Annotated in this window: 18 protein-coding genes, 1 pseudogene and 1 riboswitch; of the genes and pseudogenes, 13 read left to right on the top strand and 6 right to left on the bottom strand. The window is 38.0% G+C overall.

The window, feature by feature from the left end:
* Positions 1 to 240: 240 nt before the first annotated feature.
* Complete coding sequence (codB, locus tag CZ490_RS17120; RefSeq protein ID WP_077620045.1) at positions 241 to 1500, top strand: cytosine permease; 1260 nt, start codon at positions 241 to 243, stop codon at positions 1498 to 1500.
* A complete protein-coding gene (locus tag CZ490_RS17115) occupies positions 1490 to 2758 on the top strand; it encodes a cytosine deaminase (RefSeq protein WP_077620044.1) in 1269 nt (422 codons plus the stop codon). The genes codB and CZ490_RS17115 overlap by 11 nt, the downstream gene beginning before the upstream one ends.
* A gap of 41 nt (positions 2759 to 2799) precedes the next feature.
* Here the strand turns inward: CZ490_RS17115 and CZ490_RS17110 are convergent, their stop codons facing one another.
* Both CZ490_RS17110 and CZ490_RS17105 read right to left on the bottom strand, forming a co-directional pair.
* Positions 2800 to 3660, bottom strand: coding sequence for a mechanosensitive ion channel family protein (locus tag CZ490_RS17110; protein WP_077620043.1), 861 nt, complete (start codon positions 3658 to 3660; stop codon positions 2800 to 2802).
* Between the two features lie 107 nt (positions 3661 to 3767).
* Positions 3768 to 4958 (bottom strand): coenzyme F420-0:L-glutamate ligase, encoded by a 1191-nt coding sequence (locus CZ490_RS17105; RefSeq protein ID WP_077620042.1) that lies wholly within the window; start codon positions 4956 to 4958, stop codon positions 3768 to 3770.
* Between the two features lie 118 nt (positions 4959 to 5076).
* Here CZ490_RS17105 and CZ490_RS17100 point away from each other — a divergent pair, with 118 nt between their 5' ends.
* The 4 genes from CZ490_RS17100 (at position 5077) to licT (ending at position 9594) form a co-directional block, all read left to right on the top strand.
* On the top strand, positions 5077 to 5994 hold the full coding sequence (locus CZ490_RS17100; RefSeq protein ID WP_077620041.1) for a LysR family transcriptional regulator: 918 nt from the start codon (positions 5077 to 5079) through the stop codon (positions 5992 to 5994).
* A 71-nt stretch (positions 5995 to 6065) separates the two neighbouring features.
* Positions 6066 to 6731, top strand: coding sequence for a phosphatase PAP2 family protein (locus CZ490_RS17095; protein WP_200801601.1), 666 nt, complete (start codon positions 6066 to 6068; stop codon positions 6729 to 6731).
* 522 nt (positions 6732 to 7253) lie between these two features.
* The gene (gene brnQ, locus CZ490_RS17090) at positions 7254 to 8597 is read left to right on the top strand and encodes a branched-chain amino acid transport system II carrier protein (protein WP_077620040.1); all 1344 of its coding nucleotides are present in this window, start codon (positions 7254 to 7256) and stop codon (positions 8595 to 8597) included.
* 145 nt (positions 8598 to 8742) lie between these two features.
* Positions 8743 to 9594, top strand: a complete 852-nt coding sequence (gene licT, locus CZ490_RS17085; RefSeq protein ID WP_077620039.1) for a BglG family transcription antiterminator LicT — start codon at positions 8743 to 8745, stop codon at positions 9592 to 9594.
* A 35-nt stretch (positions 9595 to 9629) separates the two neighbouring features.
* On the opposite strand, the gene CZ490_RS17080 is transcribed toward licT, so the two are convergent.
* On the bottom strand, positions 9630 to 10496 hold the full coding sequence (locus CZ490_RS17080; RefSeq protein ID WP_077620038.1) for a Cof-type HAD-IIB family hydrolase: 867 nt from the start codon (positions 10494 to 10496) through the stop codon (positions 9630 to 9632).
* 158 nt (positions 10497 to 10654) lie between these two features.
* Here CZ490_RS17080 and CZ490_RS17075 point away from each other — a divergent pair, with 158 nt between their 5' ends.
* From CZ490_RS17075 to CZ490_RS17065, 3 genes are all read left to right on the top strand, one after another.
* Positions 10655 to 11704, top strand: coding sequence for a lactonase family protein (locus tag CZ490_RS17075; protein WP_077620037.1), 1050 nt, complete (start codon positions 10655 to 10657; stop codon positions 11702 to 11704).
* A gap of 128 nt (positions 11705 to 11832) precedes the next feature.
* Entirely contained in the window at positions 11833 to 12837 is a 1005-nt protein-coding gene (locus CZ490_RS17070) for a DUF3231 family protein (protein ID WP_077620036.1), read from the top strand.
* A 318-nt stretch (positions 12838 to 13155) separates the two neighbouring features.
* A complete protein-coding gene (locus tag CZ490_RS17065) occupies positions 13156 to 13863 on the top strand; it encodes a GntR family transcriptional regulator (RefSeq protein ID WP_077620035.1) in 708 nt (235 codons plus the stop codon).
* A 43-nt stretch (positions 13864 to 13906) separates the two neighbouring features.
* On the opposite strand, the gene CZ490_RS17060 is transcribed toward CZ490_RS17065, so the two are convergent.
* Positions 13907 to 14893 carry a LysM peptidoglycan-binding domain-containing protein gene (locus tag CZ490_RS17060; protein ID WP_077620034.1) on the bottom strand — a complete coding sequence of 329 codons (987 nt, stop codon included), beginning with the start codon at positions 14891 to 14893 and terminating at the stop codon, positions 13907 to 13909.
* 198 nt (positions 14894 to 15091) lie between these two features.
* Here CZ490_RS17060 and ftsZ point away from each other — a divergent pair.
* Both ftsZ and CZ490_RS17050 read left to right on the top strand, forming a co-directional pair.
* A pseudogene (ftsZ, locus tag CZ490_RS17055) lies at positions 15092 to 16042 on the top strand (cell division protein FtsZ); the annotation flags it as partial.
* Positions 16043 to 16147: 105 nt separating this feature from the next.
* On the top strand, positions 16148 to 17566 hold the full coding sequence (locus tag CZ490_RS17050) for an NAD-dependent succinate-semialdehyde dehydrogenase (RefSeq protein WP_077620032.1): 1419 nt from the start codon (positions 16148 to 16150) through the stop codon (positions 17564 to 17566).
* A gap of 95 nt (positions 17567 to 17661) precedes the next feature.
* Here the strand turns inward: CZ490_RS17050 and CZ490_RS17045 are convergent, their stop codons facing one another.
* Positions 17662 to 18579 (bottom strand): aldo/keto reductase, encoded by a 918-nt coding sequence (locus CZ490_RS17045; protein WP_077620031.1) that lies wholly within the window; start codon positions 18577 to 18579, stop codon positions 17662 to 17664.
* Positions 18580 to 18679: 100 nt separating this feature from the next.
* Here CZ490_RS17045 and CZ490_RS22555 point away from each other — a divergent pair, with 100 nt between their 5' ends.
* Positions 18680 to 18829, top strand: coding sequence for a hypothetical protein (locus tag CZ490_RS22555; RefSeq protein ID WP_200801600.1), 150 nt, complete (start codon positions 18680 to 18682; stop codon positions 18827 to 18829).
* A gap of 42 nt (positions 18830 to 18871) precedes the next feature.
* Here the strand turns inward: CZ490_RS22555 and CZ490_RS17040 are convergent, their stop codons facing one another.
* Entirely contained in the window at positions 18872 to 19375 is a 504-nt protein-coding gene (locus tag CZ490_RS17040; protein WP_077620030.1) for a DoxX family protein, read from the bottom strand.
* 347 nt (positions 19376 to 19722) lie between these two features.
* A riboswitch (SAM riboswitch) is annotated at positions 19723 to 19832 on the top strand.
* Positions 19833 to 19952: 120 nt separating this feature from the next.
* Here CZ490_RS17040 and CZ490_RS17035 point away from each other — a divergent pair.
* On the top strand, positions 19953 to 21752 hold the full coding sequence (locus tag CZ490_RS17035) for a PLP-dependent aspartate aminotransferase family protein (RefSeq protein WP_077620029.1): 1800 nt from the start codon (positions 19953 to 19955) through the stop codon (positions 21750 to 21752).
* Positions 21753 to 21754 lie beyond the last annotated feature (2 nt).

The following is a 21754-nucleotide window of genomic DNA, read 5'->3' as shown; positions in this document are numbered from 1 at the left end:
TATTGACGAAATAGTATATATTTGCAATAATAATTTTAATTAAATAACTGGTACCTTTAATTCAGTCCAGAGAGGCTGACAAGGACGGCGGATTCTATTTAAAGACATGGGATATGTGTGAACTATTCCTGTGCATCTTTTTATAGATAAAGAGGCTAATTGTCAGGATAACTGGTGATTAGCCTCTTTTTTTCTGCTTGCTTCTGGTATCAGAAAATGATCATTCAGGAGGAGTCATTCATGAAAAAAATGGATTCAGAGTTTTCATGGCAAGCAGTGCCACAATCAAGTCGAAATGGGTTTTGGAAAATGTTATCGGTCATGCTAGGTCTTACTTTCTTCTCAGCAAGTATGCTTGCTGGTGGAGAAATAGGGATGGGATTAACATTTTCAGAGTCTATCGTAATTGTGTTAGCTGGGAATTTAGCACTAGGAATTTTCACAGGTACCCTAGCTTATATCGCATCGAAGACTGGATTATCAACACATCTTTTAGCAAAGTATGCGTTCGGAGATAAAGGTTCCTATCTACCATCCTTTTTACTTGGATTCACACAAGTTGGCTGGTTTGGAGTTGGGGTAGCAATGTTTGCAGTCCCGGTTGCAAATGCAATGGACTGGAATGTATATGCCTTAATCTTTATTTTTGGATTGGCAATGACAGCAACTTCAATTTTTGGAATGAAAGCACTGGTTATTTTAGGATTTATAGCTGTACCATCAATTGCAGTTCTAGGTAGTTACTCTGCGGTTGAAGCAACCAATAGCTTAGGTGGGCTAGGTGCTCTAATGGAATACAAACCAACTGTATCCATTACACTATCAGCAGCACTCACGATCTGTATCGGATCATTTATCAGTGCAGGAACGTTAACTCCTGACTTTGCGCGATTTGCAAAAACGTCACGGTCAGCAGTTATCGCAACTGTAATAGCCTTTTTTCTAGGAAACTCCTTAATGTTCTTATTCGGTGCAATCGGCTCAATGTCTTATGGATTAGGAGATATTTCAGAGGTTATGTTCCTACAAGGGTTAATGATACCGGCTATTATCGTTCTTGGGTTAAATATTTGGACAACAAATGACAATGCCCTATATGCATCAGGCTTAGGGTTTGCAAATATCACGAAGATCCCTAAAAAGGTATTTGTAGTAGTGAATGGTTTAGTTGGGACAATGCTTGCAATGTGGATGTATAACAACTTTGTTGGATTCTTAACACTACTAGGTGCGGCGATTCCTTCTATCGGTGCTATCATCATAACGGATTACTTTTTCGTGAAACGAAGAGAGTATGCTGCTTTTGAAAAAATGACATTCAAACAAGTAAACTGGGTTTCTATTGCTGCATGGGCAGTCGGTATGGGATTTGCGCAAGTAGCACCAGGGATTACACCACTAAATGCCTTACTTGGGACAGCCGTCATCTATTTTGTATTCATGAAACTAGCGGAAGCAAGAAAAATAAAAGAAGCAAAGGTGATTTCAGTTGATTATTAAAAATGCAACCCTACGAGGTAAAGATGGACTTTGGAACCTCATAATAAAAAACGGTCAATTTAAAAAAATAACACAAGAACTAGAGGAAGTAACAGAAAATGAAGAAGTGATCGATGTGGGTGGATCGCTCGTTTTACCACCCTTCATTGAGCCGCATATCCATTTGGATACGACTTTAACCGCTGGTGAGCCTGAGTGGAATTTGAGTGGGACTTTATTTGAGGGAATCCAACGCTGGTCACAACGTAAAGAATCCTTAACCCATGAGGATGTAAAAACACGTGCAAAAACAGCATTAAAATGGCAAATTGCACAAGGAATTGGGCATGTTCGTACCCATGTCGATGTTACTGACCCAACACTTACAGCACTAAAAGCAATGCTAGAAGTAAAGGAAGAAATGAAGAATTACGTGGACATCCAGCTTGTAGCGTTCCCGCAAGAAGGGATCTTATCCTACCCAAATGGGACAGAGTTGCTTGAAGAGTCGTTAAAAATGGGTGCAGATGTTGTTGGTGGAATCCCACATTTTGAATTCACGCGTGAATATGGCGTAGATTCAATGAAAGTAGCATTTGATTTAGCAGAAAAATATGATCGTTTAATCGACATTCATTGTGATGAAATTGATGATGAACAATCAAGATTCGTTGAGGTAGTGGCGAAAGAGGCATATGAGCGAGGACTTGGAATGCGTACAACAGCAAGCCATACTACGGCAATGGGTTCTTACAATGATGCCTACACATATAAGTTGTTTCGCCTTTTAAAGCTTTCAAATATCAATTTTGTATCAAACCCACTGGTAAATATTCACCTGCAGGGACGATTTGATACGTATCCAAAGCGTAGGGGCCTAACCCGTGTAAAAGAACTACTAGAAGCGAATCTAAATGTTTGCTTTGGTCATGATGATATTTTTGACCCATGGTACCCACTAGGTACTGGTAATATGCTTCAAGTTCTTCATATGGGGATTCATGCATCACAATTAATGGGATATGAGCAAATTGTAAATTCAATCGACTTAATTACGGCAAATAGTGCTAAAACACTGCATATTGAAGATCGCTACGGAATTGAAGTAGGAAAGCCAGCAAACTTCATTGTGATGTCTGCTGAAAATGAATATGAGACAATTCGCAAACAGGCAAAGGTTCGCTATTCATTTAGAAATGGTAACATCATTGCTGAAACCAAACCAAGCGAAACAATGATTACATTAGAAAAAACGGAAACAGTTGATTTTAATAAGTAAAAGATAAGGGACATCCAGTTTGTTGGATGCCCCTTCGATCATTATGCCTGTCTCATTTTTTGCGGATTTTCACCATTTTTATGAATTGTCACTTGGTGTGGGAATGGAATTTCAATGCTATGTTCGTCAAAGGCTTCTTTAATCGCTTTTCGAAGTTGGCGCTCCACTCCCCATTGTTCACCGTTCACTGTTTTTGCAATCACGCGTAAGATGATGTCAGAGGTACCAATTGCTTGAACACCAATGACATTAGGGCCGTCAACTATCATTGGATTACCTGCAGCAGCCTTGTCGCAGGCCTCTTGCATGACAGTTATCGCTTTATCAATGTCTTCACCATAGGCAATACCGATATCAACAAGAGCACGCATATTTCCTCTAGAATGGTTACTCACACTCGTAATATCACGATTTGGAATGTAATGTAAGGTTCCATCGAATCCTCTAATTTGAGTGGTACGTAAGCCGACGGCTTCGACAACCCCGTCCATAGCCCCGATTGTAACATAATCATTAACATCTATTTGCTTTTCCAGCAGTAAGAAGAAACCTGTTACAACATCACTCACTAGTCCTTGTGCCCCAAATCCAACTGCAAGTCCAACAATTCCAGCACCTGCTAACAGACTGGCAACAGGGATGTTAAATATTCCAAAGATGGAGGCAACCAACATAAAAATTAAGGCATATGAAAGTATATTTTCCATTAATTTCTGAAGCGTTTGAGCTCGTCCTAACGAAATGTTCTGTTTATCTTGTAATTTCGTGAAGGTCCGACCAATGACTTTATTACCTATCTTTTTAACAATAAAGAACGCAATAAAAATCCCAATTATTTTTAAAAGAGTTACACCAGCGCTTAGAAGGAGTACCTCCCAATTGATGTTTACGAAATCAAACAAAATATCATCCTTCCTCTTTTTTATCTAGTAAGAGGATACCACAAATTGCAAATATCAAACATTCATTCGTAAAAAAAGCTCCCCTATAACAGGGAGCTTACTATTACTTATTTTGTATAGTTATCGAAATATCCTTGAATGTAGATGAATGGAGTACCCTTATCACCACTACCAGAGGTTAAATCAGAGAGTGAACCAATTAAATCAGTTAGTCTTCTAGGTGTTGTACCTTGAGCTTCCATTTGTCCAACAAGGTCACCTTCTTTGTTTGCGATAAACTCAGAGATTGCCTTTTTAAGTTCTTCACCTTTTAAATCAGCAAAATTATTATCTGCAAGATATTTTAATTTTACTTCATTAGGAGTGCCTTCAAGACCAGCTGTGTAGGCAGGTGAAACGACAGGGTCAGCAAGCTCCCAAATTTTCCCGATAGGATCTTTAAATGCACCATCACCGTAAACCATCACTTCTACAGTTTTTCCTGTTTTCTCTTTAAGGATTGCTTGGATATTATCGACAATAGGTTGGCAGTTGTTTGGGAAGAGCTTAACACTTCCTTCAGTAGCCTTGTTAGAGCCAAGTAACCCATACTCTTCATTAAAGCCACTTCCATCGATCGACTCAGAAAGAATATTATCAAGGCTATAAACTGCTTCTCCACCATTTGCTTTGAGTATTTTCTTTGTTCGAAATCTTGTGTGGATGTCACACGTTAGAACGCTCTTAGTATAGTCTAGAATTGTTTTCGGGTTGTTAGAGAAGATAACTTCACACTCAACACCATATTCTTCAACTATTGATTTATAGTAATCAATGTAATCAACGCCAGTAAAAGTGTGTTTATTGTGTCCGAATAGTTCACGGAATTGCTGTTCAGTTAATACATCTGTCCAAGGATTTACTCCTTTTTCATCTAGTAAATCAAGGTCAACTAGATGGTTACCCACTTCATCAGAAGGATAGCTTAACATAAGAACGATTTTTTTTGCCCCTTTTGCAATTCCACGAAGACAAGTAGCAAAACGGTTACGGCTTAGGATTGGAAAAATAACACCGATTGTGTCATTTCCAAATTTGGATTCTACGTCTTTTGCAATGTGGTCAATTGTTGCATAATTCCCTTGTGCACGTGCAACAATGGATTCAGTTATTGTCACAATATCTTGATCTTGGATAGCAAACCCTTCAACTTCAGACGCTTTCAAAACACTGTCTACAACGATTTGCTCAATGTTGTCTCCTTTATTGATGATAGGGCCACGCAAACCCCTTACAACTGTTCCAACTACTCTTTCCAAAACAATCACTCCTACATGCTGATATGTATAATGTAAATAGTATCTAATAGTACTATACAATTATTATGTGATATAAGTAAAATTAATATATCTAATATTGGGTATAAGGAGTATTTATATGATAAGCAAACTAGATTTATATAAGGTTTTTAGTATGGTAGCCAAATGTGGTAGCTTTTCAAAAGCTGCAAAGGACCTTTATATGACACAACCTGCAGTCAGTCAGGCGATGATGCAGCTAGAAAGAGAGCTTGACGTTAGGTTGTTCAATCGTATACCAAAAGGAGTTACCTTAACAAACGAAGGGAACCTATTATTCGAATATGTACATTCAGCGATGAATCTACTTACTATCGGCGAAGAAATGATTCTAGAATTTAAAAATTTGACAAAGGGTGAGTTGAGGATTGGGGTAGGGGATACGATATCCAAATATTTTTTGCTTCAGCATTTGGAAACCTTCCATATAGAATATCCAAATATAAAGTTCAAAATTGTAAATGGGACGACAGAGGAACTTATTTCTTTACTCAAACTTGGAGAGGTCGATATAGCCATATGTAACTTTCCAATCAGTGATCCTACCTTGGCGCAGATTCCTTGCTTGGATATTCAGGACATTTTTGTATGTGGAAAGAATTATGAGAACCTTTTGGGAAAGGCAGTCAATATAAATGAATTGATCAACTATCCGTTGATTTTTCTTGAACCAAAAACAATATCACGAAAATATGTGGAGGAATTCCTGTTAACCAAAGGTTTGCGAATTTCGCCTGAGTTCGAACTAGGCTCTCATGATTTATTATTGGAGTTTGCTAAAAGCAATCTAGGGATTGCCTGCGTCACGAAGGAGTTTTCTCTAGAATATATAGGACAAGGTATCTTGCATGAAATCCAACTTACAGAAAGCATCCCCAAACGAAGCATCGGCATCTGCTATATGAAAAATGTACCGCTATCACCGGCATCAACAAAGTTTGTCGAGATTATTAAGAACCATGGCGATGGAACTAGTGAACATTTCTATGGAAATTAAACCACCTGCAATGAATAAACAATTTCCATCAAAAAATACTAACAGTATTAAGATGGAAGAAGTGTGGGAATATGAAATTAAAAAGTCAGTTATCGATAGCTTTTGTCTTTAGCCTTTTCTCACTGATTGTATTTGGCTTATTAGCACATTTTGTACATAGTCATGACATTGTTCGTGTTGATAGTCAAATTATTGCACTTGTACAAGGACTGGAAACTATTAACCTGACAGTATTTATGGAACTTCTTTCGTTTATTGGTTCAGCTCCGGTAATTATCATCGTATCTCTTTTTATTTTATTGTTTCTATATAAACGACTGAAGCATCGACAAGAGTTTGTTTTGTTTATCGGTGTGATGGTGGGATCACCCATGTTGAACTTCATCTTGAAAACATTGTTTAAGCGGGCAAGACCAGACTTTCACCGGTTAGTTGAAATTTCAGGCTATAGCTTTCCTAGTGGGCATGCAATGAATGCCTTCACGTTTTATGGAATAACGACATTCTTGTTATGGCGCCATATTCCAAAAAGGTGGGGGCGTACTGTTCTTCTATTCTTTAGTGGAACAATGATTTTAGGAATAGGGATAAGCAGAATTTATTTAGGGGTACATTATCCGACAGATATAATTGGTGGATATTTTGCGAGTGCTACTTGGATTGGATTCTCGATCTGGACATTCCAGAGGATTAGAGATAGACAAGCACACAACTATAAAAGGCTCGGAACAAGCTGACTCTGTGGACAGAACCAACACCAAAAAAATTTGCTATAACTAATTGTCGAAACTTGTTGAATGCTTTTGTTTGAAAATGTAAGCGTTGTCATTTATAATAAAGTCAGGTGGATGACATGTGTGGTCATCATGGTATTTGGCGAAGGTGGGGCCAATACTGTAGTTGAGAAATACGTTTGATTTGTGGATTTTTTCAAAAGTATTATTTTAAAGAGGCCAATTAATTCCTAACCGAATTGATTAGCCTCTTTTCTCTTTTTTAAAGATAGATCGGGAAAAGGAGCACACGAATAGGTATATGGAACTATATTCCAATACTTACAAAAACTATTTAAAAATATTTTGATATAACTTTATTTTCTGAAAAGTGTTGATTTTGAATTTTTCATGTGATATATTAGTTCCTATCAAACAGCATTTATAAATTTTCTAAATTTACTAGAATAATTTACAGCCTTAGATAATATGATTGGGAAATACTAACTAAAGTACATTTTCTAAGGTGTTTTAGGAGGAATAGATATGTCAACTAGAGGATCATTTAGCAACACAGTTGCAGTAGGATTCATGTTATTTGCATTGTTTTTTGGAGCAGGAAATTTAATTTTCCCACCACAATTAGGCCAGTTAGCTGGAAGTAATGTCTTTTCAGCAAATCTCGGTTTTGTTATAACAGGAGTAGGGTTACCTGTTCTTTGTATATTAGCTTTAGCATTCTCAGGTAAAAGTGATTTGGAATCTTTGGCAGGCCGAGTGAATCCAATTTACGGTATTTTCTTTACCGTTGCACTCTATCTAACAATTGGTCCTTTCTTTGCAATACCTAGAACGAACACTGTTGCATATGAAATTGGAATTGTGCCATTCTTAGAGAATCAATCAAGCTATTGGCCATTATTATTATTTACTATTGTTTTCTTTGGAGTTACATTATATTTTTCTTTGAAATCAAGTAAGCTCGTTGATGTTGTTGGGAAAATGTTAACACCAATTTTATTAGCAGTAATTGCTATTCTTATTATAGCAGCGTTTGTGAATCCAATTGGTGCGATTCAAGAACCTGCAGAATCTTATATGACGAATAGCTTCTTTAAAGGCTTCCAAGAGGGCTATAACACGATGGATGCTCTAGCAGCGTTTGTATTTGGAATCATTATTATTAATATTATGAAGGATCGTGGGGCAACTACCAAACGCCAGATCATGATTTCAACTGGTAAAGTTGCATTAGTAGCAGGAGTTTTACTAGCTGTCATTTATTCTTCACTTTCTTTCTTGGGAGCAACTAGTGTTGAAGGGCTTGGTTTGCTTGATAATGGCGGTTCTATCTTAGCTGCTGCGTCACAACACTTTTTTGGATGGTACGGTAAAGTTATATTAGCTGTAATCGTTGTAGCAGCATGTTTAACAACAAGTATCGGGCTTATCACATCTTGTGCATCTTATTTCACAAAATTAGTTCCGGCTCTTTCTTACAAACAATGGGCGGTTATCTTTACATTATTTAGTGCGGTTATATCTAACTTTGGCTTGAATTCAATTATTAGTTTCTCTGTGCCAGTGTTAGTTGCTCTTTATCCTTTAGCAATCTGTTTAATGGCGCTAACCTTCTTACATCCATTATTTAAAGGTCGTAAGGAAGTATATCAAGTGAGTATTCTTGTTACCTTCCTTCTAAGTGTTAATGATGGGTTAAATGCAGCAGGTGTTAAAATTGCTGCAGTCAATGACTTGTTTGCAGCTGTTCTTCCTTTATATTCCGTTGGGTTGGGTTGGGTAGTTCCAGCAATCATCGGCGGGGTTATCGGATATTTAATTAGCATCATTAGGACTGGGGTTCTAAATCCAGAGCCAGTTGAGGAATAAGGTTGATTAAAAAAATAAAGGCTATTTACGGTGAAGGAGATTACCGTAAATAGCCTTTTTTGTTCCAAAAAGTAGTAGTATTATTTATTTGTGATAGAAAGATATAAGTGGTATTCTTGAATGCAAGTTGAAGGAGGTGGATTTGGTGAAAATTGAAAAGGTATTGAATAATAATGTAGTCATGGCTATGAATGAATTAGGTCAAGAAGTAGTTGTAATGGGTAAGGGATTAGCCTTTCAAAGGAAATCTGGAGATACAATTGATACGTCAAAAATTGAAAAGACCTTTGTCTTGCAAAGACACGGAGTTTTCGAAAAACTTGCGAAACTACTAGAAGATACTTCAGAAGTCTACTTAAATATTTCATCAAAGATTATCGATATTGCCAAAAAACAACTTCCCAATAAATTAGATGATTATTTATATGTTGCGTTAACAGACCATATCAGTTTTGCAATAACAAGATATAAACAAGGGATTCATTTGAAGAATGCGATGCTTTGGGAAATCCATAAATATTATAAACCAGAGTTTCAAATTGCATTAAAGGCTCTTGACATCATTGAACAAGAAACGGGTTTTAGGTTTGATGAAAATGAAGCTGCTTCTATTGCTTTGCATTTAGTAAATAGTCAACTGTCATCTAAAAATGTAGCAGGTGTCTTTCAAATGACGGAGATTGTAAATCAAATCATACAAATTGTAGAGAATCACTTTAATATGGAATTGGAAGAAACCACAGTAAACTATGAACGTTTTATATCGCATCTACGACTATTAGCTGCAGACTTCGTTCGTCATGAAAACGTGTCCCCTGCACTCGATGACTTTTTCTACGAGCAAACTCAGTATAAATTTCCAGAGGCATTTGCTTGCATGGAAAAAATAGCTACTTATTTACAGCAAAGTTTTAACAGGGAAATTTCGTTAGATGACAAGATTTATTTAACAGTTCATATTCATCGAGTTGCCGATCGTCAAAAGTTCGCTACTTAATTAATAAAGGAAGGGGCCACAAGTAGCGAACCTTCCTATTCTTTATATGTTTTCAACATTTCCTCTATTGCATAAGCAACTCCATTTTCATTATTCGTTCTCGTCGTAAACGTACATACGCTCTTTATCTCGTCGACTGCATTTCCCATTGCAACACCTCTACCTGCAGAAAGCAGCATGCTTTTATCGTTTAAATTGTCGCCTAATGCCATCACATCTTTCATTTCAATACCCATGCTATTAGCTAAAGCTTCTAATGCAATCCCTTTTTGTGCATCAGGGTGGTTGAATTCGAGATTTAATTCACCAGATGATGTAATAACAATGCCAGATTCATGTTCGAGTTGCTGATATGCTTGATTTAATGTGTCTTCGTCGAGCGAGAAGCCTAGTAGTTTATATATTTTAATAGTTGTATTAGAAAGAAGGTCTTCATAGTTCTTAACATATTCAACTTTTTCCTCTTGGAATCGTCTTTCAATAATGTCGCGTATTTCATCCTCTGTTGATTCAGTATGAATGTTTTTAAACATTTTTATCATAATGTCCATAAACTGTTCATTTCCTGTTGAGTAAATTCCGTCATCAGTAAAAAATTCAACATACATGTCAGCGTTCTTGCAGACCTCTAAAATTTTTCTGCAAACTGAAACATGTAATGGAATATCTCGAATTTGTTTAGAGTTTAGGTCAAAACTGGCTGCGCCATTTAAAGTGATAATAGGACATGACAAACCAACGGCTTGAAGTGGCTTAATGGCAGAGTCATAGGATCTCCCAGTTGCAACAACAAATTTTATCCCTTTTTCGATTGCTTTTTGAATGGCTTGTACATTTTCAGGACTAATTTGATTTTGATCATCTAATAGTGTTCCGTCCATGTCAGAAGCTATAAGTTTCATGTTAACACCTCTATGCAAAATTGTCTTCTCACAATAATAGTACCTTGCTTAACTTTGAAATACAAATCCAGAGGACTTCATTTCATTGTGAGGTAATGGTAAAGTATAGGTACTATAGTGCTTGATAGAATAGGAAATAGTGTGAAAGGGGTAGAGTTATGAGTAAATTTATTGGCTATGTTGGTACCTATACAAAAGGAGATAGTAAAGGTGTTTATTCGTTTACATTGGATACGGACGAACAAAAGATAGAGAATGTTAGGCTCGCAGCAACCTTGGAGAATCCTACATATGTAACAATTAGTCAGGACAATCGTTTTCTTTATTCAGTTGTAAAGGACGGAGAATCTGGTGGTGTTGCTGCTTATGAAATGGATAATCAAAATGGAGGATTAAACCGATTAAACCATTATGTATCTGAAGGTGCATCACCTTGTCATGTTAGTGTAAATAAGGCGAATAACCAAGTATTAACGGCCAACTATCATAAAGGTACAATTGAACTTATTTCAGTTAATGCTGAGACGGGAAGGATTGGAACATCTCAATCAGTAGTTGCACATGAAGGTACAGGCCCACATGAAAGGCAGGAAAAGCCTCATACCCATTTTTCAGGCTTTACTCCGGACGAAAAGTATGCGGTAGCTGTTGATTTAGGGATAGATAAAGTTATTACCTATGAAGTTACCGATGGGGCTCTAAAAGAGGCACAAAGTTTGCAGGTTCGCCCAGGAAGTGGGCCAAGACATATTGCATTTCATCCAAACGGAAAGCATGCTTATGTAATGACAGAGTTAAGTAACGAAGTAATTACTCTCTCCTATGACAGTAGCAATGGCAGTTTTACTGAACTTCAATATATTTCAACGATTCCTGAAGACTTTACTGAAAATAGCCAGGGTAGTGCGATACACATTTCTAAAGATGGAAAGTTTGTTTACGTTTCAAATCGTGGACATAATAGTATAGCGGTTTTCCAAGTAAATGAGGAAACCGGTGAACTTACCTTAATTGAAAGGGTTTCATCAGAAGGTAATTGGCCACGTGACTTTGTCTTTGACCCAACAGAAAGATTCATTGTCGGTTCGAACCAAGAGTCAAGTAACCTCGTTCTTTATTCTAGAAATATCGAAACTGGAAAATTAACCCTAGTGGATTCCGATATTACAGTACCTTATCCAGTTTGTGTGAAGTTTCTAAACGTATAACAATTCGGACCTCAGCTATGTGCTGGGGTCCTTTTCAAGTTGATTGGACAAGTATAGACAATTTAATAGAAATATTCCTTTTGGGAAATACTACATATACTTTATAAATCAAAAGGGGAATTTCATAGATGAAGGATAAGGAGAAAATCCAGCTAACAGTTGCAGAAATGTCCACCTTATGGATGCAATATATGAACGATTCACTTGCTCTTTGTGTAAGTAAATATTTTATAGAGAAGGTAGAAGATCCAGAAATTCGTCCAATTAGCGAGAAGGTTTTGCAGGTCTCACAATCACATCTCTCGATATTAGAAGATATTTTTAAAAAGAATCGGTTTCCAATCCCGATTGGATTTACAGATGGAGATGTAAATCCGAAAGCACCAAGGCTTTTTTCTGACTCATTCATCTCGATGTATTACCGTCATATGTCTATTCTAGCAATGGCTTCAAGTGGAGCTGCCTTAGGAATCGTTACACGTCCGGATATCGTTGAATTTCATAAACGTGTATTAGATGAAAGTGTGATGCTTCAAGATATGCTACGTGATTTGATGTTAAAGCAAGGTACGTATGTTAAGCCACCATATATATCGGTCCCTGAAAAGGTTGATTTTGTAGAAAAACAAAGCTTCTTAACGGGGTTTTTGGGGGAGAAAAGGCCCCTTATTGCGCACGAGGTAACCCACCTGTACTTAAATATTCAAACGAATTCAATTGGAAAGGCGCTCATGATTGGTTTTGCTCAGACCGTTCGCGACCCGAAAGTGAAAGATTATCTTGTGAGGGGTTCACAAATTGCTCAAAAGCATATTGATATTTTTAGCGACTTCTTAAAAAAGGATAATTTACCTGCTCCAATGATATGGGATACCTCAATTACTAGTACAACCGCTACTGTTTTCTCTGAAAAATTGATTATGTTTCATGTATCGGGAATGATTGCAGCGGGAATCGGTAACTATGGAATGGCTATGGGTGCGAGCCCGAGGAAAGATTTAGGTGTCAAATATGCAACTATGCTCCCTGAAATATCGTTATATGCAGAGGATGGTGCCAATATCATGATTAAGAACGGTTGGATGGAGGAACCTCCTCAAGCACAGGATCGCCAAAAACTAATTGGAAGATAACGAGCGACCGCCAATGAGCGGTCGTTTATTGTGGCTGTTATCTATAAGTTTTCTAGCCATTAGATAAAAGATGAGCAAACCAAGTTGTTTGAAGTTTAAGGTAGTCACTCTTCGAAAGTGTATTCACACTATCTTTCATGGAAGACATTTTAATATACAGTAAAGAAAAATATATTTGAAACACCATATTTTTTTCGGAAGTTGTAAAAAAATGAAAATATCAAATTGATTAGTATATTAGTTGTATGCTACTATACTAATATAATAGGAAGCGTTTTCAATAAGAGATGGTGGGAATCGTTCAAGGAGAGGGTAACGATGGATTACAATCAATTAAGAAAAAATGATAGAGGAACTAGAAGAGAGTTTGTCTATTCATATCTATACGGTAAGATTATCGATTTATCATTAAAACCAGGTATGCTTATTTCTGAAAGTGAAATTGGTGCCCAGCTAAATGTTAGTCGAACACCTATTAGAGAAGCCTTGATGCAACTCGCAAAGGAAAATTTAATTGAAATAAGACCTCAAATTGGGACGTTTGTATCCTTAATAGACTCAAAAGTAATTGAGGAATCTAGATTTATGAGGCGAGCAATTGAATTAGCGGTGATTCGAGAGGCAACGGAAAGATTAACATCTGAAACATTATTTAAAATGGAAAAGAATTTAATCATGCAGGAAATCGCACTACGAGAGGGAAACAGCAAAGACTTTTTGACGTGTGATGACGAATTTCACGAACTCATTTATAAAGGATTAGGCATGGATCGTATATGGCATGGAATTGATCAGATGAACGGGCAATATAAGCGGGTAAGAATGCTTCGTTTGATAACAACAGAAACAACAATCTGGGAACATATTGTCGATGAACATAGATTGATATATCAAGCTTTAAACAATAAAGATATCTTAACAGCAGAAGCAGTTGTGGATGAACATATTTCAAAGGGCATTGCTCATATATATGACTTCAAGAGAGAAAAGCCTGATTATTTTAAAGTTGAAACAATGACCGTGTAACAAAAAAAATCCACTCGCCCATTATAGGTGAGTGGATTTTGCTTTAGTTCATTTCCTTTTGGAGCTCTTCCATTTTACGAATGATGAGCGGGTAGAAGTTTTTCCTGGCGCTAGTTGTGGAATTTCCTCCAAAGAAACCTGTTCCTGGACAGGTTTTTACATTGTAGTCTGGCCCTTTATCCAATACTCTTTCGCCGGTTTTTATATTCCACCAATGATGGTAGGTGATACTATCAACTGAAGGTGTCAAACCGAAATGGATACTTAATGCAGCATTAACATAGATAATTGTCTCGCTTTGTTCTTTTGTCATATTATCGTGCCCGGTATCGAAGTTTCCAACATGTTCAATAGCAATTCCAACAGAATTTGCCCTTTTCCCTATTGTACCTTCTGGTGCCATATATAGGGGCCTTGAAACAGCAACTTTCCCATCTGGAAAAGTCGTAATGTTTTGGGCGATATGTTTCCAGCCCATATTGTTTTTGTGGAAGTTTTCCATTCCCTTCAATAGTTCAAAGTGATTATTTCCATTGAAGCGGTCATAAGCTGGAATCCATGTGTGATGCTGCTGAATAAGGCTTATTTTACGCTTGATTTTTTGGTTGAAAAGCCAATTCTTGAACTCTTCTTTTGTCATTAAGATATGTTCCCCTTGCATGTTAAGCCTTTTAGGGGCAATTTTGAGAACCGTACCAGGGATGACTTTCTCAGAAGAAAGCTTATTTGTCGCTTTTATTTGTTCAGGGGAGGAATGATACATAGTTGCAATCTCCTGTAAGGTGTCACCAACCAAAACCTCATAGGAAATGGGTACCCAAAGCTTTTGACCAACGAATAATAAATCGGATTGTAACCCATTCGTGTATTTTAACTCATCTACCGTAGTTTCAAATTTATTAGCAATCCCTGGTAATGTATCACCTGCCTGAATGACGTAGGTATTATCGCTTCTATTTGCATTTGCATCTGAATGTGAAAACAAGAAACTAATAGAAAGTACTATTAGTAATGCAATACTAGTTCGCATGGCTTACATATCCTTTCACTATTTATTATGATTAGTTTGTAATACAAATTTAATATTATGCTCATAAAGTGCCAGAACAGGTTCTTTTTAGTTTTTAGAGGAAATTCATGACAAAAAGAGAAGTAGTACTACGAAGTATATAAGTATAAATCCGACTTCTCTTAAGAAGAAGGGAATGGACGGTAAGGAGGAAATGACATGTTAGAGTTTGAACCATACATAGATCAATTTGCAAAAATCAAGGTAGTGGGTGTCGGGGGCGGTGGCAATAATGCTGTAAACCGTATGATTGAAGCAGGGGTGGAAGGGGTAGAGTTCATTGCTGTTAATACGGACGGACAAGCCCTAAATCAATCTAAAGCAGAAAAAACCATTCAAATTGGAGCATCCCTAACAAGAGGGCTTGGTGCTGGTGCAAACCCACAAATTGGTATGAGGGCAGTGGAAGAAAGTGAGAGGGAGATTGAGGAAGCGTTAAAGGGAGCGGATATGGTCTTTGTAACTGCCGGTATGGGCGGAGGCACAGGAACTGGTGCCGCACCTGAAATAGCAAGAATCGCCAAAAAGATAGGTTCCTTAACAATCGGTGTAGTGACACGTCCATTCCGATTTGAAGGGCGTAAACGGGCTGTTAATGCGGACGCTGGTATTGATGCAATGAAGGAAGCTGTGGATACATTAATCATTATTCCAAATGAAAAATTATTGGAGATAGTTGATAAGCGAACACCGATGATTGAAGCTTTCCGCGAAGCTGATAATGTTCTTCTTCGAGGGGTTCAAGGGATATCAGACTTAATTGCTGTACCCGGTTTAATCAATCTTGACTTCGCTGATGTGAAAACGGTCATGTCCCATCGTGGAACGGCATTAATGGGAATTGGTATGGCAGCAGGGGAAGGACGTGCAGTTGAAGCAGCCCATAAGGCAATTAATAGCCCATTACTTGAGACTTCCATTAGTGGAGCACGTGGGGTAATTTTAAATATCACGGGCGGTAGAAATTTAAGCTTATTTGAAATTCAAGAAGCAGCTGATGTCATTTCATCAGCGACACATGAGGATTTAAATATGATTTTTGGATCAGTCATTAACGATAATTTAAAAGACGAGATTATTGTTACTGTAATAGCTACTGGTTTTACGGAATAATGTGAAATAAGTAGGGTGCTGATGAGTGGAGTTTTCCTACTCTTTCATACCCCTTTAAAGGTAAGGAAATACTATCCGTCGATAGGAACGAGGTGAACATTGATGCAAAAATACTTAATGTATTGCAATGGAGAATGGATCGGAAATGACCTTTCTGTTCTTGAGGTGAATAATCCGGCTACTGGTGATGTGGTTGCGACTGTACCGTTTGGTGGAAGGAATGAAGCAGCTTTAGCTGTAGATGCAGCCAACGATGCTTTTCCAAAATGGGCAGCTTTATCTGCATATGATCGTGGTAACTATATTCGTGCTTGGTTTGAACTGATAAAAGAAAATGAAATGGAAATAGCCAAAACGATGACGATTGAACAAGGAAAGCCATTGAAAGAAGCGCTCGGAGAAGTTCAATACGCAAATGGGTTTATTTCATGGTACGCAGAAGAGGGAAAGCGAGTTTATGGCGAAACAATTCCAGCGACAACAAGCAACAAGCGGATATTTGTCATCAAGCAGCCTGTGGGTGTAATTGCAGCGATTACCCCATGGAATTTTCCAGCCGCAATGATTACAAGAAAGGTGGCACCAGCCCTTGCTGCAGGCTGTACGGTTGTGGTGAAACCGGCTGAACAAACACCACTTACCGCCTTGAAACTAGCGGAGTTAGCAGAAAAAGTAGGGATTCCAAAGGGAGTCATTAATGTTATTACCGGAGATGCGAAGGAAATTGGTGAGGTTTGGTTAGCGGATAACCGTGTGAGAAAGCTTACCTTTACAGGGTCAACCGAAGTTGGAAAGCTGTTAATGAAAGGATCAGCAGACACGGTCAAAAAGATTTCACTTGAGTTAGGCGGTCATGCGCCAGTTATTATTACAAAAAATGCGAATCTCGAAAAAGCAGTAGACGGCGTAATTGCCGCAAAATTTCGTAATGCGGGTCAGACATGCGTATGCTCAAATCGAATCTATGTACATAAGGACATGGAGGAGGAATTTGTTCAGAAGTTCTCTGCTAAGGTAAAAGACCTAAAAATGGGGAATGGATTAGAAGAAGGTACAGAAATAGGACCACTTATTGATGCTGAGGCTGTTGCTAAGGTACAAGTTCATGTAGATGATGCAATCAAAAAGGGAGCTAAAGTAGTAACGGGAGGAAAAGCGGCAAATGGGCTGTTTTTTGAACCAACTGTTGTATCAAATGCCAGTGACGATATGCTATGCATGACGGAGGAAACCTTTGGTCCACTAGCGCCAATCACTATCTTCAAGGATGAAAAAGAAGTCATTCAACGTGCAAACAATTCCATTTTTGGACTTGCGGCTTATGTCTTTACAGAAAATATCTCTGAAGGGATTCGTATCGTAGAGGGTCTTGAATACGGAATTGTCGGTTTAAACGATGGTCTACCGTCGACGCCTCAAGCACCATTTGGTGGCTACAAACAAAGTGGACTTGGTCGTGAGGGTGGACATTATGGCATTGAAGAGTATCTAGAAGTAAAATATGTTTCCCTAGGTATATAAAATGTAAAACGCGATTAAAAAAGAAGGATTCACAGTTGGTTTCCCTTGTGAATCCTTTTTTGATTGGTTTCTAGTGAGTAGTTGCAAATTCCGCTTTATGGAAGCAAATAACCAGCAGCCTGAAAAATACTGTACCAATCTTCTCTTGTTAGTTGTACCTCACTAGCCTTCACAGAATCCTTTAAACGTTCGAGATTCATGGTTCCAATAATTGGTTGCATATTCGCAGGGTGTCTTAAAAGCCAGGCAATTGCAATCGTCGTATTAGAAACACCATATTTCTCGGCAATCTCATCAATTTTTTGATTTAACTCAGGACATTTTTCATTGCCTAGAAAAGGACCTTCAAAAAAACCATATTGAAATGGTGACCAAGGTTGAATAGTAATATCATGTAATCTGCAGAAATCTAGTACATCGCTATCACGGTTAATGGATTGATCAATTTGCATATTAACTGTAACACCACTTGCAATCATATGTGCATTTGGAATGCTAAGTTGCAGTTGATTCGCAACGATTGGCTGCTTTACATATTTTTTCAATAGTTGAATCTGCATTGGTTTTTGGTTGGAAACACCAAAGTTTCGAACCTTACCAGAGGATTCGAGTGCATCAAAGGCTTCCGCAACCTCTTCAGGTTCCACAAGTGCATCTGGGCGATGTAAAAGTAAAACATCAAGATAATCCGTTTTAAGTCGTTTTAAAATTCCTTCAACCGAAGTGATGATATGCTCTTTTGAAAAATCAAACATTCCTTTACGGATTCCGCATTTGGATTGAAGTATAATTTTTTCTCGTACATCATCGCTCATATGTATTGCATCCGCAAAAATTTCCTCACATGCACCACTTCCATAGATATCAGCATGATCAAAGAAGTTTGCCCCAACTTCTAGGGCTGTTTGAACAAACGTTTCTGCTTCCTTTTTCTCCAACGAATTAATCCTCATACAACCTACCGCAACAACAGGTACTTCTAGTGAGCTAGTTCCTAATCTTATTTTTCTCATGTTGAGAGACCTCCAATTTTAGACTACTTTTACCTTTTCCTATTTCTAGTCTACATATTTCGGTATTGGTTGGAAAGTCTAGAAAAAAGGAGGTTTTGTAATGAAGAAGTGGTTAATGATCTTATTGTTGTCATTCCCAATGTTTTTCTTAATGGGATGTGGAGATGACGAAAGACCTGAAGAGGGCGAGGATATTGAAGAAATAGAAGAGGAAGATGAGATTGGTGATGGCGAGATCGATGATGAATAGAAAAAAGTGTTCCCCCTAACTTTTAGGAGGAACACTTTTTATTTACGCAATGTTTGCTGTCGTTTTTGTTTCTTTTTTCTCATTAAATCGCTTTGTAAGGTAAGGCACTGTGAATCTGTCTACGCCGTAGTAGTATGTTGCTGCGCCTGCGAATAAGAGAATAACTGCTACAGTGTAAAGTGTTGGGTTTGTGCTAATTGTTCCGGCTAGTAAGAAGTTTAAGTTCATGAATGCACCTGCGAGTAATGCTGGAATTGTTGCAAATCCAATAATTAAACCAAGACCAACTAGTACTTCGCCCCAAGGAATAAGGGTGTTGAATAGTTCCACATTTGGAACAGCAAAGCCTTCTAGAAATGTTGCGTACCAACCTGCTACTGCGGGGTGGTCACCACCTGCTTTAGCCATTGCACCTTGTAGGAAGCCACTTGCGTCAAAGCCCCCAGTTAGTTTATGAAAACCGGCTTCTAGCCACTGAATACCTAACCATACACGTAATACTGTCCAAATAACTGCCATTTTAGGTCCTTTTAAGAATGTTCCCATTCTAATCGCTTCTAATCGCTCCTTTTAACTTATAATGTGAAACTTTTCACAAGATGTTATAAAAAAATATAATTGCTTGAGCTGCCAGCTTTTTATAGTAAGTTTGTGAAATTTTTCACTAACTTTCTACACTCTTAATATACAATGTTTTTACAATAAAAGCAATAGTCGTAGGGAAAAAATTTAAGTCTTATATGTACGGAGTTTACATAGATTTCATAGAAGAAGATTAACTCAAAGTGAATTTTCCAATAAGGTAAAATATTTTAAAAAGTGTTGACATTGGTAAAATACCGTACTATAATCCGTTTATAAGGCAAAACAGGAACGCATTAACTTAATAAAGACTCTTATCCAGAGTGGTGGAGGGACATGGCCCTACGAAACCCGGCAACCTTCAAGTTTAATCTTGAAAAGGTGCTAATTCCATCAGGTGTAAAGACCTGGGAGATAAGAGGAGGAAAAAACCCTCTTCTTTCTTGAAGGGGGTTTTTCTTATGACTTGGACGATTTCAAGTGTTCGAGGATTTGTAATTTTTATTCCTAGTTTTCCAATAAAATTAATGGGGGAATATAGATGAGTCATCAATTTGAAAGCTACGACCTAGAGACATTATTATTACACGGAGGACAATCACCGGATCCAACAACTGGGTCTCGAGCAGTTCCTATTTACCAAACAAGTTCTTATGTTTTTCATAATTCAGAGCATGCACGGAGTTTATTCGCACTTGATGAGCCTGGAAATATTTACTCGAGAATCGGAAATCCAACTGTAGATGTATTGGAAAAAAGAATTGCACTATTAGAAGACGGAGTTGCGGCAGTAGCGACATCATCAGGAATGGCGGCAATCGCGCTAGCTATTATGAACATTGCTGAAGCGGGTGATGAAATTGTTGCAGCTACTAACCTCTATGGTGGTACATATAATTTATTTTCTACAACATTACCTAAATACGGAATTAAGGTGCACTTTGTAGATCCAGAAGATCCAGACAATTTTAGAAGAGCAATTACGCCGAAGACGAAAGCGGTCTATGCAGAGATTATTGGAAACCCAAGCTTGCAGGTTTTAGATGTAGAGGCAGTTGCAGCAGTTGCACACGAAGCGGAGATTCCACTCATTATTGATAATACTTTTGCTTCACCGTATATTTGCAAACCAATTACATGGGGAGCTGATATTGTAGTCCATTCTGCTACTAAATGGATTGGTGGTCATGGAACAACCATTGGTGGTCTTGTTGTAGATGGAGGGCGCTTCAATTGGAATAATCCAAAATTCCCTGGTTTTACAGAGCCTGACCGAAGCTACAATGGGGTAAGATATGCATTTGATTTCGGAACACTTGCTTTCAGTCAAAAGCTACGTGTACAGCTTTTACGCGATTTCGGTTCGTGTCTAAGTCCACAAAATGCATTTTATCTCTTACAAGGACTTGAAACACTGCATCTTCGAATTGAAAAACATAATCAGAATGCATTGGAATTAGCAAACTATCTGAAAAATCACCCAGCAGTGGAATGGGTATCTTATCCGGGACTTGAGGATCATCCTTCTTATGAATTGGCGAAAAAATACTTGAAAAATGGCTTTGGTTCAATTGTGAACTTCGGAATTAAAGGTGGTCGTGATGTAGGGAAAAAGGTCATCGACAATATCGCGCTCTGGTCACACGTAGCCAATGTAGGGGATGCAAAATCCTTAATTATTCACCCTGCTTCAACAACCCACCAACAGTTAAGTGCCGAAGAGTTGCTACTAACTGGGGTAACAGAGGATCTCATCCGTCTATCAGTCGGAATTGAATCCGTTCGGGATCTACAAAATGATCTAGACCATGCATTTTATGAAGCGACTGGTCTTTCTTCTAAGGGTGAGGAAAAGGGTGAAGTTGTAGTTAACGATGAAGGAGTTATCCGCTGGGCTCTACAGTCACCAATTGTTCGTGAGGAAATAAATGGTGTAGAAACTCAAAGAGCGAAAACATTAGCAATCGTTGGCTTAAGTAGCAATCCGGCACGACCAAGTAACCGATTGGCACGAAAAATGCAGCGCTTAGGCTATAAGATTGTTCCCGTTAATCCGAGAGAGACAGAAGTTCTTGGGGAAAAGGCATACGCAAGTATAAAGGATGTGCCATTTGAGATTGATGTGGTTCAAGTATTTAGAAGTCCAGAAGCAGCAATTGAAATTGCTAGAGAAGCTACTGAGGTGAAACCGAGAATTTTCTGGCTACAAGAAGGAGTTATATCACCAATTGCCGCACAAATTGCAGCTGAAGCAGGCATAAATGTTATTCACAACCGCTGTACCTATAAGGAAGCACAGCGTTTAAGAGGAACGATTGTAACGTTTGCTTGCGAAATCTAACA

Source organism: Litchfieldia sinesaloumensis (genome assembly GCF_900156865.1).
In the GTDB taxonomy this organism is placed as follows: Bacteria; Bacillota; Bacilli; order Bacillales; family Bacillaceae_L; genus Ferdinandcohnia; species Ferdinandcohnia sinesaloumensis.
Note: the sequence above shows the minus strand (reverse complement) of the source record. Positions and strands in the feature narration are given on the sequence as shown.

Coding starts and splice junctions, on each gene's coding strand:
- CZ490_RS17045 (WP_077620031.1), bottom strand. CDS start 18,579: ATGAGAAAAATAAGATTAGGAACTAGCTCACTAGAAGTACCTGTTGTT.
- CZ490_RS17035 (WP_077620029.1), top strand. CDS start 19,953: ATGAGTCATCAATTTGAAAGCTACGACCTAGAGACATTATTATTACAC.
- CZ490_RS17080 (WP_077620038.1), bottom strand. CDS start 10,496: ATGAAACTTATAGCTTCTGACATGGACGGAACACTATTAGATGATCAA.
- CZ490_RS17065 (WP_077620035.1), top strand. CDS start 13,156: ATGGATTACAATCAATTAAGAAAAAATGATAGAGGAACTAGAAGAGAG.
- codB (WP_077620045.1), top strand. CDS start 241: ATGAAAAAAATGGATTCAGAGTTTTCATGGCAAGCAGTGCCACAATCA.
- CZ490_RS17070 (WP_077620036.1), top strand. CDS start 11,833: ATGAAGGATAAGGAGAAAATCCAGCTAACAGTTGCAGAAATGTCCACC.
- brnQ (WP_077620040.1), top strand. CDS start 7,254: ATGTCAACTAGAGGATCATTTAGCAACACAGTTGCAGTAGGATTCATG.
- CZ490_RS22555 (WP_200801600.1), top strand. CDS start 18,680: ATGAAGAAGTGGTTAATGATCTTATTGTTGTCATTCCCAATGTTTTTC.
- CZ490_RS17060 (WP_077620034.1), bottom strand. CDS start 14,893: ATGCGAACTAGTATTGCATTACTAATAGTACTTTCTATTAGTTTCTTG.
- CZ490_RS17050 (WP_077620032.1), top strand. CDS start 16,148: ATGCAAAAATACTTAATGTATTGCAATGGAGAATGGATCGGAAATGAC.
- CZ490_RS17095 (WP_200801601.1), top strand. CDS start 6,066: ATGAAATTAAAAAGTCAGTTATCGATAGCTTTTGTCTTTAGCCTTTTC.
- CZ490_RS17075 (WP_077620037.1), top strand. CDS start 10,655: ATGAGTAAATTTATTGGCTATGTTGGTACCTATACAAAAGGAGATAGT.
- CZ490_RS17040 (WP_077620030.1), bottom strand. CDS start 19,375: ATGGGAACATTCTTAAAAGGACCTAAAATGGCAGTTATTTGGACAGTA.
- CZ490_RS17100 (WP_077620041.1), top strand. CDS start 5,077: ATGATAAGCAAACTAGATTTATATAAGGTTTTTAGTATGGTAGCCAAA.